This is a genomic window from Candidatus Koribacter versatilis Ellin345, assembly GCF_000014005.1.
Taxonomy (GTDB): Bacteria; Acidobacteriota; Terriglobia; order Terriglobales; family Acidobacteriaceae; genus Korobacter; species Korobacter versatilis_A.
Genome location: NC_008009.1, coordinates 5,635,281 through 5,650,368, shown reverse-complemented (window position 1 = coordinate 5,650,368; position 15,088 = coordinate 5,635,281). Strand labels below are relative to the sequence as shown.

The window sequence follows — 15,088 nt, the reverse complement described above, 5'->3', positions numbered from 1 at the left end:
CCTCGTTCAAACGCGCGGCTGGGTTCGAGCCCAGCTCTTCGGCGCACTACCAAAAAACTTTTATTCGGAAATCGGCCGGCGAGATCACCTCATGCGGCAGCTGGGATTTCCGTGGATTCGTTGACCGAGCGTCAAGCATTACATCGGCAATTGCAACGAAGTTTTCATCGAGGAACGTTGCGGATACTAACGAGGAAATCTCCCACATGCAAGTGTTAACGTCACATTGCAATGTTCGGAAAACCCGCGTAATTAGCGCGTTCCACACACTTCGTCAAGAACAATTGTCAATTGCAACGAGTCTGGTGCAACTCTGAATTGGATCCGCTGATCCGGTTTCATCACTCTACACGCTGCATCTGTTTTCGCGAAGGTCTCGCAACGAAAAAATTTGCGCGAAGCATGATTTTTGCCCCGCGCATGATGCAACTTGCCCAATTCGCCACTAAATTCCCACGGCCTCGTAGTCATTCCGGTCGTCGCCGTCACGACGACGCGACTTGAATTGTCCGTAATCGTACGGATTGCGATAGATCGATTTTCTTCGATTGCGCAACGCGAGCCCGCCCCAAATTCCGAGCGCGATCACACCGGCGGTCGCACCAACCATTGCTAATGCGGCGAGAGGATGCTCCACCACTGGCGCTACCACTCGGCTTCCGGTCACTGCAACCCGGCCCGGCCATCCCATCTCGTGCTTGAAGTCGTCTACCGATTTCTTTCCGCCGCGCCTTAATGCGCGGTGAGTGTGCAGCAGAGCACTCGCCTTAGGAATGCCGTGGTATTCGCCACCGTGCACAATGACGTGGTCCGTTCCGCGATCTTCCTGTCTCTCGAGCAATTCCTCGATCGCAGCCCCCAGCACGGTCGTATTCGTGTTCAACATGCGGAAGGCGATGCGCCCACTGCGGTCGATCAGGTAAGTCGGATTAGGAGCTTTCCCATACTTCTTATGGATGTGGCCGTTGAGATCGTCCACGAGGATGGGAATTTCGACGTTCTCTTCGTCGCGAAGCTGCTCCGCCGCTCTCACTTTTTCGCGCATCTCGCGATGCGGGCCGATTTCTTCACCGGGATGCGCCTCGCGCACGTATACGAAGAGGAACTCCACTTCATCGCTGAAGTCTTCATACAGTTCGTTCAAGCCCTTGATCGAAGCAGCAGTGAACGGACATGTCACGGATCCAAACGTCACAACGACGTTGCTTTCGCCCTCGAAGTCGCTGAGTCGGATCTTATCGCCGTCAATCGTGCGCCCCTGGAAATCCGGCGCTTCGTCACCAGGCTTCGGAGCGCCGAGAAACTTTGTGAACGCCAAGTCTTTGATCAGCAGGTTGCGGCGAAACGTCTCGTAGTTGTAAGGAGTAAAACCAAACATGAGCACTACCTCCAAGCAGGCGGGTTCCGCAGCGACCCGGCATCACTATTCGATGCCTACTGCACCTGCAGGTTTTTCTTTCCCGTGAAAATCCCGGACCCCGGTTCATTGCCCCGTTACCACGCGGAGCATAAACTTGAGCTGCAGGTAATTTTAGAACGGTGGCCGGATGCCCTTGAAAGTCCTCGAAAAAGCTCCTGACTTTACGGTAAAAGCCGTAATTCGTGAGCGCCAGATCACCTTTAAGCTCAGCGATTATCTCGGCCAGAAGCACGTCGTGCTCGCGTTCTACCCGCTCGACTGGACACCGGTTTGAACCGCCCAAATGCCGGCGTACCAGGTCGAACTCGACAAGTTCGCCGGCTACGATGCCCAGGTCGTGGGCATTAGCATCGACACTATCTACAGCCACATGGCGTGGCAGCAAAAAGAGACCGGCTGGATGGATTACCCGCTCGCCTCTGACTTCTACCCGCACGGCGCCGTCGCGCAGCTCTACGGAGTCTTCCGCGAGAAGCCGCCAATCCCCGGCATCAACGAACGCGCGATCTTTGTGATCGACAAAGAAGGCATCATCCGCTTTTCGAAGGTTTATGACCTCGGACAGCAACCGCCAAACGAGGAAGTGTTTGAAGTACTGGAGAAGCTGAAGAACGCACCGCAATCTTGAAATACCTTGTAATACAGCGTATTATGTGGGCATGGAAAAGCAGTTAATCAGCGTTCGCCTCCGTGCCGACAAAGTCGCCGCGCTTGATGCTCTGGCAGAGTCCCTCGATCGTGACCGCAGCTACTTGCTAAATGAGGCGGTAGAGGACTACCTCGAAGTTCAGAAATACCATCTGGACCGGATCAATCAAGCCATCAAGGCTGCCGACGACAGAGAATTGGTTGACCACGCTGACGTTAAGAAACTCGTTGCGAAACTCAAGCGCCGGAAATGAGGTAGAGTGGGCGTCCCCTGCGAACCGGGACCTTGTCTCGGTGCACGACTACGTCAGGTCCGAGAACCCTAAGGCTGCTAATCGAATTCTCGATGAGATCGTGGCCGCCGCAGAACTGCTCGGGAAGCACCCGCGACTGGGCAGGACGGGAAGAGTCGCGGGAACCCGCGAACTAGTCATCTCTGGAACACCCTTCCTTTTGATGTACCGCATCAAGGGAGAGGCTGTGCAGATACTCGCCGTTCTGCACGCGAAGAGGAGCTGGCCAACGCTCTTCTAAATTCTTTCCAGATCCGACACTGTTCTCTCATTCACCACGTTGCCGGTATTCAGCGTCGTCTTTGGCTCGAGCAGCATGATGTGCGTCTCTTCATCGGCCGACGGCAGGTGTTCCATGCCGCAGGGGATCACGATGAACTCACCCGGCATGATGAGAAACTCATTTTCCTTGCCGTTCTCGCGGACCTTCATGCGCAGCGCGCCTTTCACCACGTAGAAGAGCTCGTCTTCGTTCTCATGGTGGTGCCACGTGAACTCGCCTTGCAGCTTCGCGACCTTGACGTAGAGGTCGTTGACCTCGCCAATAATCTTCGGACTGTAGTGCTCGTTAAACAGCGAAAGCTTCGAGGCAACATTTACTTTTGCGAGCATCTATCTAGTTTCGCATGCGAGAGCAGCTGCTGTAATGCGCTCGTCCCGAGGTTACGACGCGGTTTTGTTGGCAAACGTGAAAAAGCGTTCTACCTGTGTGACTTGCAGGACGCTCCGCACCCGATCCTGGACACCGACCAGAACGAGGTTGCGGCTCTCCTTCTGACGATGCACATACGCGCCGACCAAGACGCCGACGCCTGCCGAGTCGATATACGGGACCTCGGTCATGTCGATGACAAGGTCCTTCGCCTTCACCTCTCGCACGTGTGCCTGGAAGTCGAAGAGGTTGGAGATCAGGACCGGCCCGCGGAGGTGCAGGACAATCGGCGATTCGCCCTCTTCGCCGATCACAGTAACTGTGAGCGATTTATCCATCGCGCGATCATAGCAACGTCCTTTCACGAGAAAACAGAAAGTTTTGGACGCCGGCCGCCTTTAGCGCGGCCGGCGTCCAAGCACTTGTTCTCAGTTGATCGTGATATTAATCACACCCGACTTCAGGTACGCGCTCGTCGAATCCACTTCCACCACTTCGACGTAATGCGAGCCCGACGCAACCGACACTGATGTGTTGATCGAGCTGCTGAAGTAGTCGTTGATCTTCTTGCCGTCGATCCACAACTCCATCCGAGCAATCGTGCCACTTGCAGGCTTTCCCGTGGCAGAGACCGCCAGCGGCGAACTATAAGTGCCGCCTTCCACTGGCGTACAAACATGGACGCCTGGCGAAGCCGGTGCGGAGCAGGACGAACCGCCTGACTTCAATCCCATGCCGACCACCTTGTTGCCGAGGCCAACGTACACGTGCCCGTTCACCACCGTCGGTACGGTGAACTTGATGCCCGTCCCCAGTCCTGAACTGACGTAGAGCACTTTGCTGACATCCGTAGCGTTGTAGGCGCGCAAGGTGCCGGTCGTCCAATCGATCGCCCACACGATGCCATTCGTGTTGCCGTTCGACGAGACCACTGCCTGGCCGCCCGGGAACTTGTACCCAAACGTGTCCTTGTGGATCGGCGTCGTAGACATCAAGCCAGTGCTCGGGTTGAACGTGAACTGCTTCACCCCATCGTTGTTCCCGATGAAGTAGAGATTGTTGTTCCAGAACGCTGCGGTCGTGAAGCAGCGATCCGTGTACTGCGTGCCGCTGTTCGCACCAAGTTGTCCATTCACTTGCTGGATCACGTGGTCCGCCGAACCGCCCATCTTGCCGAGGTTGTCGCGGTTCAGGACGTAGATGGTATCGAGCTTGCTGCATACCACCGCAACGTGCGGATATGTGCCACTCAAGTTCGGAAGCAGCAGCACACCGCCCGAACCCAGGTCCTTGTCTCCCGCCGATTGCTTCACGTAGTCGAACGGAGTGAAGTAATCCGTCACACTGAGGGTAGAGTTCAGCTTTACCGCACTCTGTCCAAACTGCGAGGCGCCATTCCAACTGCCGTTTCCAGTGGTCAGGAACAGGTTGCCGCTGCTATCAGCGCTAATGCCGGACCCGGCCATCCAGATGCCACCTTCGCTGCCGTTCGGCGTGTCGTTCCACACCACCGTTTGGGCGAGTGTGGCGGCGTTGTAGGCGAACACCCAGCCGTGGTACGGGTCGATGTCTTCATTTCCACTGAAGGCGACGTAGACGTTTCCGTTCGCCAGCGTGAGACCAGGCCGCTGGAGGTGCTGCGACGAGTCCCAGCCGCTGGTGTTGATGGTGACCGGTCCGCCGAATTTCTCGGCACCTGTTGTAAGGCTGAGCGCGTGCAGGCGGTGGAAGTACTGGCCTGAACTGTTTCCAGATTGCGCCACCGCATAGATCGTTCCGCTCGCCGGATCGATCACTGGAGTGCCCGTGATACCGATGATGGGCTGCACCGAGCTGTGCAACTTGGTTCCGTCCGCGGGCGACTCGCCACTACCCAACAGACTCTTCTTCCAGAGCACTGTGCCGCTGTCGCCGTCGATTGCGTACACGCTGTCGTACGCGGTCGCAACGAACACCACATTGTGCTTGGCGGACCCGACCGTCAGGCCGTTCATGTACAGCGGTTGCGCCCATACGCGTCCATCGAGTCCTGTGGACCAGATCTGGCCGAAGTTGGTGGAGTTCACGTTCGACGGCGTGAGCAGGGTCTCTTTGGAATTCAATCCGTCACGCGCGTTATCGAACTTCCACGTGGTGTAGTTCACTGCACTCGGCGTGGAGGAAACCACCGTGTCGGTAGCCTTGGCGGTGTACGCGGTGCCGCTGGCGGCTGTCGCTGTGATGGTGCACGTCGCCGGCGACGCTGGTGCGGTGAAGAGACCGCTCGTACTGATGCTCCCGCAGGATGCAGCCCAGCTTACCGACATATTGGCCGAGAACTGCTGGGTCTTGCCGACGGTAGTGGTTGCGCCTGCCGGCGTAATCGTGATCGGGGAAGTGATGTTTACCGTCGTGGAAGCCGTGCCACTGCCGTCCGTCGCTTTTCCAGTGACCTTACATGCGGGCTGGGAGAGCGGCGCGGTGAAGAGTCCACCGGAAGAGATCGTGCCGCAGGTTGCGCTCCAAGTAGAAGCCTTGCTCGCCGTGAACTGCTTTGTCGTTCCCTCGCTCACCGTCGGGTTCTGCGGTGAGATGGTGTAGGTAGACGAGGCCGTCACGTTGACGTGGATTATCTTGTAGATCCACGTACCGTTCTGGTCCAGTGCCTGCACCGTCAGGTTCTGGCCGGCGCCGGACGGAACGGTGATGTTCGCATCCAGGAAATTCTGGTGCTGGATCGCGTAACGCACGTAATGGACGTAGACCTCGACGTATTGAATCGGCACGGAACTCGTGATGCCAGCGTTCACGTGGAACGTGGTGTTCACCGTGGCTCCATCGGCAGGCGTGCAGATGGTGATGGTGTGGTCAGTCTTGTTCAGAGTGCAGGTCGCTTGCGCGATCGATTTTCCAGTTAGGCAGAGGGTAAAGGCGAGGCCGAGGGAGAGGACCTGAAAACAACGGGAGAGGCGCATAGGGACCCCGAGGGAGATAGGTGACGGTGGTGCGGCACCATTGTGAGTTGTGAGAGAGAATCTCACGCCCCGGGGTTGCGCAACTCAGCATTGTTTTCGTAGTCCCTTAATCCTGGGGCGAATTCATCTGCTATTTACTCCCTGCTAACCCCCATCCCCAGGGCCAATCTTTGTTTTCAAGAATTTAGCGTATGCAATCCGTGCAAAATCTTGACCCCATGGGACTTATACGTAAAATATTCCGAAATAAGGACTTAGCTCCCATTCTTGTCAAAGAACACTCGCTGCAGAGGGCATGTACCCACATGCGCAGAGTAGACGAGGGCAAGGCAAGAAAGATGTGATGGGTGACAGGGCCGAGCGTGAGGCGGGTCACACGAGAATGTGAGTCCGGGAACTCTCGACCGGCACAGAGTGTCTAAGAACACAATGGCAGCGTTCCGCGAATTGTTTCCGGTAACCACGTGGTGCTGGTGCAAGCTCAGTTCGCGCAGAGGCAGGATCGGCCTGGCGACTCTCGCGCTCGTCGTTCTCGTACCTGCGGTTGGCTTTCGCGCCGAGATGGCGATTTTCGGGCAGCGCAGCTCGGACATACTGCGCGCTCTCGGGGACTCGCGACTGGGCGAACCGGAGGCAACCACGCTGTACAGGTTATCTCGCTTTCATCCACAAATACACCGCCACGGCGAATCGAATTGCGAAGCGGACGAGTGCCTGGTGATCGCAATTCCCGAGTCTTGGATGGCCGATCGGTTACTCATTCCCACTGCTCGGGTCGGTTGGAGGCGAGTCTCCGGATTCTGGAGCTGGTGGGGGATTCGGTACAGAACTCTCGACGCAGGAGCAGAGTTCAAATCCGGCAGGCTTGTGAGATTCGGCTATAGGTTGTGGATTTCCACCAGGGAGTTGCGATCTCCGGGAATCATTTCGCTTAGCGCAACATCAGTGGCGCGGCCACCGGGCCGCATTGATGCGCACGACGATGAGAGCCCCGAGTTCCGGGTAGGTCACTACTTTAAGTGGCCAAAGCTGAGTTTGAGTGTCTACTTCACTGCGGGTGCACCGCAACTGCTCGTCAAGCATGCCTTCCATCCAAACTTTCTCTGTGTATGGCGGTGGGAAGGGTGCTCTGAAGCGGCCCAAATTCTTTCGGATTCGGAGAAGGACCGCCTTTCGATTGCAGCTGCGGCGGTTGCACGTTTGGCATCGAGTGATCCTTGCCCGTTGCGTGTTCTCGTGCATCGCGCAAGGTATGCGGATGACGTGCTGGTCGCGCACGTCGAAGCCGTGAAAGGTGCTTTTGATCGAAACGAGGATGGTACGAAGTATCGAACAGCGAACGTGCGGTTGGTGCAGGTGCTCAAGGGCTCATCGCGCGTACGTTTGAATTCGATTGGAATCAGTTCGGAAATATCGGTAGACGGGCGGAGGGTACCCAATCAGATCGCGGATCAGATAACGGCTGGCCAGACCCTGCTGCTGTTCTCCGGAGGAACGGACTATTTCGAATTGCCCTGTGAGGCGACGACTGTGAATAGAAATGATTTGGCTGACTTGGAGAGTGAGCTGAAGAGATAGATCGTGTGAACTCCGTCTTACAAGCACGTAGGGATTCTTCGACTTCGCCGCTTTGCGGCTTCGCTCAGGATGACAGGAAAAATCGAATCAGGCGCCGCCCGTATCTGGGGGCAGCGTATCGGCGAAGCTGAAGAAGCTCTCGACCTTCGTGACCTGCAGCGCGGTGTGGACGCGAGGCGTGACGCCGACGAGCAGGAGTTTGCGTCCATCTTTTTCGCGATTGACGTAGGCGCCGATCAGGACGCCGATGCCGGCGGAGTCGATATAGGGGACGGCGGTCATATCAATGATGAGTGATGGGGTCTTGCTGGCACGCACAGAATTCTGAAAGGCAAATATGTTCGCGAGGAGAAGCGGACCTTTCAGCGTTATTACGTCGGTCTCGCCCCGGGATTGGAGGATGAGTTCCAGGTTCGTTTCCATCGCGCGATGATGCAGGAGAAGTGTTACAGAGTGGTTAAAGAGATTGCGAATCGGTAAACAAGATTGGCTCGCCAAGGCTCAGGCGGAGCGCTCGGCGGGTTCCGGGCTCGCCAACGCGAGGAAGCTGGCGAGATAAGGAGCGGTGCGGCTCTTCGAATCCCGCGCCAGTTCCTGAGGCCGCGCGGCGATGACGATCTTTCCGCCCTCTTCGCCGGCGCCGGGGCCGATGTCGACGACCCAATCGCTGCCGGCGACGACGCGCATGTCATGTTCGACGACGATGACGGTATTGCCCGCATCCACCAGGCGATCGAGCTGGGCAACGAGGCGCTCGACGTCGGCGGGATGAAGGCCGGTGGTGGGTTCGTCGAGGATGTAGAGGGTGTTGCCTTGCTGGCCCCGCTGCAGCTCGGTTGCGAGCTTGATGCGCTGCGCTTCGCCGCCGGAAAGTTCGGTGGCGGGCTGGCCGAGGCGCAGGTAGCCGAGTCCAACTTCGCGCAGGACGTGCAGCGCGCGGCGGGTCGGGAGATCGTCGGCGAAGAACTCGTACGCGGCATCCACGGTGAGGTTGAGGACCTCGGCGATGTTCTTGCCGCGATAGTGAATCTCCAGCGTCCTGGGGTTGTAGCGCGCGCCTTTGCAGACCGGGCATGGTGAGTACACGCTGGGCAGGAAGAGCAGCTCCACCATGACGAAGCCTTCGCCCTTGCAGTTGGGGCAGCGTCCGGCTGCGACGTTGAAGGAGAAGCGTCCAGCGTTGTAGCGGCGAGCGCGAGCTTCCTTCGTCGCCGCGAAGAGGTTGCGCACGTGGTCGAACAGGCCCGTGTAGGTGGCGAGGTTTGAGCGCGGAGTGCGACCGATGGCTTTCTGATCGACCACCACGAGACGCTGAATCAGCTCGAGACCGGAGACGATCTTGCCTGAGGTGGTGGCAGGAGTGTCGCGTTCGAGCGTGTCACCTTCAACTGGCTCTTCCGCGACCGTGGTTCCCAGTTGTTCGGAGACAAGCTCCACGAGCACCTGGCTGACGAGACTCGATTTGCCGGAACCCGAGACGCCGGTGACGGAAGTGAAGGTGCCAACGGGGAACTCGACGTCAAGACTATGGAGGTTGTGGCGGGTAACGCCGCGCAATTTCAGCCAGCCAATGGGCGGGCGCGCGGGACGCACGGGAAGCGGGGGCGGATCGAAGAGGTAGCGGCGGGTTTGCGACTTGGCGACGCTGCGCAAATCATCGGGAGTGCCGCTGAAGAGGACTTCGCCGCCGTGCACTCCCGCTGCCGGGCCGACATCCACGATCCAATCGGCATGACGCACGACATCGAGTTCATGCTCGACGACGAAGAGCGAATTGCCGGAGGCCTTGAGCTTGTCGAGCGCGCGCAGCAGGGCTTCAGTATCGGCTGGATGCAGGCCGGCTGAGGGTTCGTCGAGCACGTAAACCACGCCAAACAAATTCGAACGCACTTGCGTGGCGAGGCGCAGGCGCTGCAGCTCGCCGGGCGAGAGCGTAGGCGTGCTGCGATCGAGGGTGAGATAACCAAGCCCGAGATCGAGGAGGACGGTGAGGCGCCCGCAGAGATCCTGCGCGATGAGCCGCACAACCTCCGCTTTCTCAGGATGCTCTTTTGCCAGCTTCCCGGTTGAGCGCTCAACGTAGGGATGAAAGATGTCACCGAGCTTCGAAAGAGTTTGACCGGAGAGTTCGGCAATGTCGTAACCGGCGAACTTGACGGACAACGACTCGCGGCGCAGCCGCTTTCCGCGGCACAACGGGCACTCCGCACCGCGCACGTATTGCGCGACCCGTTTCTTCATCATCGCGCTCTCGGTTGTGGCGAAGGTATGGAGCACGTAGCGACGCGCGCTGGTGAACGTCCCCATGTAGCTGGGCTCTTCTTTGCGCTTGAGGGCCTGCTTCACTTCCGCGCGGGTGAAGCCCGCGTACACCGGCACTACGGGCTGATCGTCGGTAAAGAGGATCCAGTCGCGGTCTTTCTTCGAGAGCTGGCGCCACGGAATGTCGACGTCGTAGCCGAGGGTGGTGAGGATGTCGCGCTGGTTCTGGCCCTGCCACGCGGGCGGCCATGCGGCAATGGCGCGTTCGCGAATAGTGAGCGACGGGTCGGGCACCATGGAGTCTTCCGTGGCCTCGTAGATGCGGCCGAGGCCATGGCACCGCGGGCAAGCGCCTTCCGGTGTGTTGGGCGAGAATGACTCGGCGTAGAGCAGCGGTTGACCTTTCGGATAGTCACCGGCGCGCGAGTAGAGCATGCGCAACAGGTTCGAGAGCGTGGTGACGCTGCCGACGGAGGAGCGGGTGGTTGGTGATCCGCGCTGTTGCTGCAAGGCGACGGCGGGCGGAAGGCCGTCGATGGCATCGACTTCGGGGACGGCCATCTGATGAAAGAGGCGGCGCGCGTAGGGCGATACAGATTCGAGATAGCGGCGTTGGGCCTCGGCGTAGAGCGTGCCGAATGCGAGCGACGATTTCCCAGAGCCGGAGACACCAGTGAAGACGACGAGAGCGTCGCGGGGAATCTGAACGTCGATGTTCTTGAGATTGTGTTCGCGCGCACCGCGGACGCGGACGAAGCCGTTGCGGTTCGCGGGATCGTGGGGGCGCGACATATCCTCTGAGATGCGGGAACGATGAAGGAAGGTTCAACCGGGATGCGGCCCATCCTGTGGCTGACGATCAGGCAATGAAAAAGGCCACCGCGGACGATGGCCTTCTCACTTCCTTTGCAGTGCTACTGCAGCAGCGTTGGCTCCGCTTCTGCCTTCTCGTCGTCTGGAATGACAACCGCGGCTGCGACCTTATCGCCCGGCTCGAGGTGCAGCAGGCGGACGCCCTGGGTAGAGCGGCCGGCTTCGCGGATTGAGTCGGTGGAGGTGCGGATGATTTTGCCGTACTGGCTGATGACCATCGCTTCCGCATCTTCCGTGACCAGCATGATGGCGACGACCTTGCCATTGCGCTCGGTGGTTTTGACGTTGATCACGCCCTTGCCACCACGCGTCTGCAGGCGATACTCGTCCACATCGGTGCGCTTGCCGTACCCATTCTCGGTGACGCTGAGAATGAGGTTGGCGGTGTCAGCGCCGCCGTTTTTGCCCTTCTTCCGTTCCTTGGGCGTAATGGCCATGCCGACGATGTAATCCTTCGCGCCGATATCCATGCCGCGTACGCCGTAAGCGGGGCGTCCCATGATGCGGACATCGGCTTCGTCGAAGCGGATGGCGAGGCCTTCGTGCGAGGCGAGGAAGACGATCTGGTTGCTGTCGGTGAGCTGCGCAGCGACCAACTCGTCATCTTTATCAATGCCGATGGCAATGATGCCGCGAGCCATCACGTTGGAGAAGTCCACGAGTGCGGTCTTCTTGACCGTGCCCTTGCGCGTGGTGAAGAAGACATACCTGCTTTCTTCTTCGAGGCTCTTGACGGGGAGAATCGCGCGCACACTCTCGCCCGGTTGCAGCGCGACGAGGTTGCCGATGTGCTTGCCCTTGCCGGCAGCAGCGATCTCCGGCACTTCATACACCTTGAGCCAGTAGACGCGGCCCGTGTTGGTGAAGATCAGCAGGTACGCGTGGGTGGAGGCTACGAACATCATCTCGACGAAATCTTCGTCGCGCGTGCTCATGCCCTTGCGTCCGGTACCGCCGCGCCGTTGCTGGCGATAGGTTGAGATTGGCGTGCGCTTGAGGTAGCCGCTGTGGCTGACCGTGACCGCGACTTGCTCGTCGGCGATGAGGTCTTCCAGGCTAAGCTCGGCGGCTTCGTCCTGGATGATGGTGCGGCGCTCGTCGCCGTAATCTTTGCGGATCTGCTCGAGCTCTTTCACGATCACCGAGCGCAGTTTCTTTTCGCTGGCAAGAATCGATTCGTACTCGGCAATGCGCTCGCGCACGTCTTTCAACTCACTGGTGATCTCATCGATCGAGAGACGAGTGAGGCGGTGCAACTGCAATTCGAGGATTGCGTCGGCCTGCCTGGTGGAGAACGGCTTTTCCGGATCAACCTTCGGCGCCTTACCGGTGGTGTTGATGGTGATCTTCTTGCCGGTGAAGTAGGCGACGAGGTTTTCGCGGGCGTCGGCGCGATTTGAGCTACCGCGGATGATGGCGATCACATTGTCGAGGTGATCGAGGGCCATCAGGTAGCCCTCAAGGATGTGCTCGCGGTCCTTTGCCTTCTGCAGCAGGTAGAAGGTGCGGCGGCGCACTACGTCGATACGGTGATCGATGAAGTGATTGAGCGCTTGCACCAGGCCCATTTCCTTCGGTTGGTTGTTGACCACCGCGAGGAAGATCATGCTGAAGCTCTCTTGCATCTGGGTGTGCTTGTAGAGCTGGTTCAACACGATTTCGGGCTGGGCGCTGCGCTTGAGTTCGATCACGATGCGCATGCCGTCGCGATCGGATTCATCGCGCACATCGCTAATCTCGTCGATGGTCTTGTCGTTGACGAGGTCGGCGATCTTTTTGATCAGCGTGCTCTTGTTGACCTGGTACGGGATCTCGGTGACGACGATGGCGTCTTTATTGGGCAGGTGCTCGACGGCAACCTTGGCGCGCATCATGAAGCGACCGCGGCCGTTCTGGTAGGCATTCTTAATACCGCCCTTACCGTGGATGAACCCGCCGGTCGGGAAGTCAGGGCCTTGCACGAATTTCAGAACGTCATCGAGCGTGGACTTCGGATTGTTCACGATGGTGATGCAGGCATCCACGATCTCGGTGAGATTGTGCGGCGGGATGTTGGTTGCCATGCCGACGGCGATGCCGTTGGAACCATTGATGAGCAGGTTCGGGACCTTGGTGGGAAGAAGGAGGGGCTCGGCGCTGGTGTCGTCGAAGTTAGCGACGAAGTCGACGGTATCTTTGTCGATATCGGCGAGGAGTTCTTCCGCGATCGCAGTCATGCGAGCTTCGGTGTACCGGTAGGCTGCTGGCGGATCGCCATCGACGGAGCCGAAGTTTCCCTGGCCGTCCACTAGGGGATAGCGCAACGAGAAATCCTGCGCCATGCGGACCATCGCGTCGTACACAGCACTATCGCCGTGCGGGTGATACTTACCGAGCACTTCGCCGACGACCTTGGCGCACTTCACGTGCTTGCGGTTATGCAGCAGGCCCATGTCATGCATCGCGTAAAGAATGCGGCGATGCACCGGCTTGAGTCCGTCGCGCACGTCGGGCAGCGCACGGCCGATGATGACCGACATTGAATAGTCGAGATAAGACCGCTTCATCTCCTCTTCAATGTTGATTGGCTGTATATTTTGCGGATTGCCACCGTCGCCGGACGGGGGCAAAGGAAGTAGAGGATTCTGCTCGTCTGCCATAGAAAAGGGGTACCACTCTCCGCTCTTCCGCACACAGTTTTTGGGTTCGGCCGAGAGTTCCGGCTGGGAACCTAACTACTGGAATTACAGGAATTTAAGTGCGGGAAGAGCACTCATTATTATAGCATCGCGAACGCAAAATTGGTGCGCCGGGAGTGACCTAGAAGGTGCATGGAATCAGGGGTTTGGAAGGGGCAAAAAGATGAGTTCGCCGACACAATATTCACCGGGATATCCAGCGCCGTATCCGCCGCGACAGAAGAGTTGGATTGAGCGGCACTGGATCGCATTGGTTATCAGCATCGTGCTCTTCTTCGTCCTCGCGGTGGTCGTGTTTGTAGTCGGTATTTTCGTCCTGGTGAGCAATACCGAACCAGAGAAACTCGCTTTTGCCAAGGCGGCCAACTCGCCTGCGGTGGTCGAGCGCCTCGGGCAGCCGATCAAGAAAGGCATGTTCAGCAGCGGCAGCATCAACACTACGGGTCCAAGTGGTCACGCCGAATTGAAAGTGCCGATCTCCGGACCGAAGGGCGAAGGCTACATCTATCTCACTGCGAACAAGAGCGCGGACCGCTGGACGTTTACGCAGTTGGAAGTTGCCATCGATGGGGACGAGAAGAGAATTGAGCTGGTAGAGCCAACGCGGGTCCCGGAACAGAATAGTTTCTAGAACACGATCCCGCGCTGCAGGAGATACATGCGGATCAGCTCGATCGAGGCGACCGCGATTCCGATTAGGAAGTACAACGTCCGGGCCTGTTCGGTGGTTGGTGCTTGAGGTAGCGGGAAGCCGCGCTGGCGGAAGAGGATGACCGTCGCGCGTTCGCGCTCCATCATGAAGTCGGCGATCGGCTTATGGAAGTAAGCGATCAGCAACCCCAACAGGAGCCTGAATAACTCGATGTAGATCATGGTGTGGAAATCGTACCTTTCTCTCATCCAGAGCTCAATCGGCGGAACCACTTAGTGCGAATGAGGTACGGTAAGGTTTGCTAAACTCGAAAGTGAGCCCATGCATCCAGACCTCGAACGCCTGATCGAGCTGCAATCTGTCGATTCCGACATCGCCCGCCTGAACGCCGAGGTGGCCACTCTTCCCAAGAAAATGGCCGCGATCGAGACCAAGCTGAACGCCTCCAAAGCCCAGATTGAGAAGGTGAAAGCCGCGACGCAGGCCGGAGACAAGGCCAAACGCGGCTTTGAGGGCGACATCCAGGCGCAGCAGCAGAAGATCTCGAAGTACAAAGACCAGTCGCTGAATGTAAAGACCAACCCCGAATATAAGGCGCTGATGCAGGAAATTCAGTTTGCCGAACAGGCCATCAAGGGCTTGGAAGACAAGATCCTCGAAATCATGCTCGATGCCGACACCCGGAAAGACGAGCTGAAGAAGGCCGAAAACGAGCTGAAGTCCGAGACTGCTGAGATTGAGCGGGAGAAGGAACAAGCCCGGCAGATCACCGCCAAGGACGAAGCCGAACTCAAGATCGAAAGCGCCAAGCGCGATGAGCTGCGCACGGCGATCGCACCTGAGGTCCTTACCCATTACGACCGGGTGGCCAAGTTTCGCGGGACGGGGCTGGCGGTCGAAAAGAACGGGATGTGCATGGGATGCCGGGTTTACCTGCGTCCGCAGGTGTTGCAGCACGTGCACACGAACAACGAGATCATCTATTGCGACCAGTGCCAGCGGGTGCTGTACTCGGAAGCGCCGGCAATCGCGCCACCGACGGAAACCACGCCTTAATTGCCGTCCTCTTGCAGCAGCG

Annotated in this window: 14 protein-coding genes; 6 read left to right on the top strand and 8 right to left on the bottom strand. The window is 58.4% G+C overall.

Annotated features, from left to right (window positions below):
• Positions 1-445 precede the first annotated feature (445 nt).
• A complete protein-coding gene (locus ACID345_RS24900) occupies positions 446-1,378 on the bottom strand; it encodes a peroxiredoxin family protein (RefSeq protein WP_011525578.1) in 933 nt (310 codons plus the stop codon).
• A 169-nt stretch (positions 1,379-1,547) separates the two neighbouring features.
• Here ACID345_RS24900 and ACID345_RS24890 point away from each other — a divergent pair, with 169 nt between their 5' ends.
• Genes ACID345_RS24890 through ACID345_RS27600 form a run of 3 tightly spaced genes read left to right on the top strand, consistent with a single transcriptional unit; the run spans position 1,548 to position 2,602 of the window.
• Complete coding sequence (locus ACID345_RS24890; protein WP_228370709.1) at positions 1,548-2,048, top strand: redoxin domain-containing protein; 501 nt, start codon at positions 1,548-1,550, stop codon at positions 2,046-2,048.
• A gap of 31 nt (positions 2,049-2,079) precedes the next feature.
• Positions 2,080-2,322, top strand: a complete 243-nt coding sequence (locus ACID345_RS24885) for a CopG family ribbon-helix-helix protein (protein ID WP_011525575.1) — start codon at positions 2,080-2,082, stop codon at positions 2,320-2,322.
• Positions 2,270-2,602: a type II toxin-antitoxin system RelE/ParE family toxin gene (locus ACID345_RS27600; protein ID WP_408609936.1), complete on the top strand. Its 333-nt coding sequence runs from the start codon at positions 2,270-2,272 to the stop codon at positions 2,600-2,602. Before ACID345_RS24885 ends, ACID345_RS27600 begins: the two co-directional genes overlap by 53 nt.
• Here the strand turns inward: ACID345_RS27600 and ACID345_RS24875 are convergent.
• The 3 genes from ACID345_RS24875 to ACID345_RS26135 all read right to left on the bottom strand — a co-directional run bounded on the left by ACID345_RS24875 (position 2,599) and on the right by ACID345_RS26135 (position 5,967).
• A complete protein-coding gene (locus ACID345_RS24875; protein ID WP_011525573.1) occupies positions 2,599-2,973 on the bottom strand; it encodes a cupin domain-containing protein in 375 nt (124 codons plus the stop codon). The genes ACID345_RS27600 and ACID345_RS24875 overlap by 4 nt on opposite strands.
• Before the next feature lie 51 nt (positions 2,974-3,024).
• Complete coding sequence (locus ACID345_RS24870) at positions 3,025-3,351, bottom strand: STAS domain-containing protein (RefSeq protein ID WP_011525572.1); 327 nt, start codon at positions 3,349-3,351, stop codon at positions 3,025-3,027.
• Positions 3,352-3,441: 90 nt separating this feature from the next.
• Positions 3,442-5,967 carry a PQQ-binding-like beta-propeller repeat protein gene (locus ACID345_RS26135; RefSeq protein WP_011525571.1) on the bottom strand — a complete coding sequence of 842 codons (2,526 nt, stop codon included), beginning with the start codon at positions 5,965-5,967 and terminating at the stop codon, positions 3,442-3,444.
• 885 nt (positions 5,968-6,852) lie between these two features.
• On the opposite strand from ACID345_RS26135, the gene ACID345_RS26755 reads away from it, so the two are divergent.
• Positions 6,853-7,545 (top strand): hypothetical protein, encoded by a 693-nt coding sequence (locus tag ACID345_RS26755; RefSeq protein ID WP_228370708.1) that lies wholly within the window; start codon positions 6,853-6,855, stop codon positions 7,543-7,545.
• 87 nt (positions 7,546-7,632) lie between these two features.
• Here ACID345_RS26755 and ACID345_RS24855 read toward each other — a convergent pair whose 3' ends face one another.
• The 3 genes from ACID345_RS24855 to gyrA all read right to left on the bottom strand — a co-directional run bounded on the left by ACID345_RS24855 (position 7,633) and on the right by gyrA (position 13,319).
• On the bottom strand, positions 7,633-7,968 hold the full coding sequence (locus ACID345_RS24855) for an STAS domain-containing protein (RefSeq protein WP_011525569.1): 336 nt from the start codon (positions 7,966-7,968) through the stop codon (positions 7,633-7,635).
• Positions 7,969-8,046: 78 nt separating this feature from the next.
• Positions 8,047-10,599 carry an excinuclease ABC subunit UvrA gene (locus ACID345_RS24850; protein ID WP_011525568.1) on the bottom strand — a complete coding sequence of 851 codons (2,553 nt, stop codon included), beginning with the start codon at positions 10,597-10,599 and terminating at the stop codon, positions 8,047-8,049.
• Positions 10,600-10,721: 122 nt separating this feature from the next.
• Positions 10,722-13,319, bottom strand: a complete 2,598-nt coding sequence (gene gyrA / locus ACID345_RS24845; RefSeq protein WP_011525567.1) for a DNA gyrase subunit A — start codon at positions 13,317-13,319, stop codon at positions 10,722-10,724.
• 202 nt (positions 13,320-13,521) lie between these two features.
• Between gyrA and ACID345_RS27155 the strand changes: the two genes are divergently transcribed.
• Positions 13,522-13,989: a cytochrome c oxidase assembly factor Coa1 family protein gene (locus ACID345_RS27155; RefSeq protein ID WP_011525566.1), complete on the top strand. Its 468-nt coding sequence runs from the start codon at positions 13,522-13,524 to the stop codon at positions 13,987-13,989.
• Here the strand turns inward: ACID345_RS27155 and ACID345_RS24835 are convergent.
• Entirely contained in the window at positions 13,986-14,258 is a 273-nt protein-coding gene (locus ACID345_RS24835; RefSeq protein ID WP_011525565.1) for a hypothetical protein, read from the bottom strand. The genes ACID345_RS27155 and ACID345_RS24835 overlap by 4 nt on opposite strands.
• Positions 14,259-14,331: 73 nt before the next feature.
• Here ACID345_RS24835 and ACID345_RS24830 point away from each other — a divergent pair, with 73 nt between their 5' ends.
• Positions 14,332-15,066 (top strand): zinc ribbon domain-containing protein, encoded by a 735-nt coding sequence (locus tag ACID345_RS24830; protein ID WP_011525564.1) that lies wholly within the window; start codon positions 14,332-14,334, stop codon positions 15,064-15,066.
• The last annotated feature ends 22 nt before the right edge of the window (positions 15,067-15,088 follow it).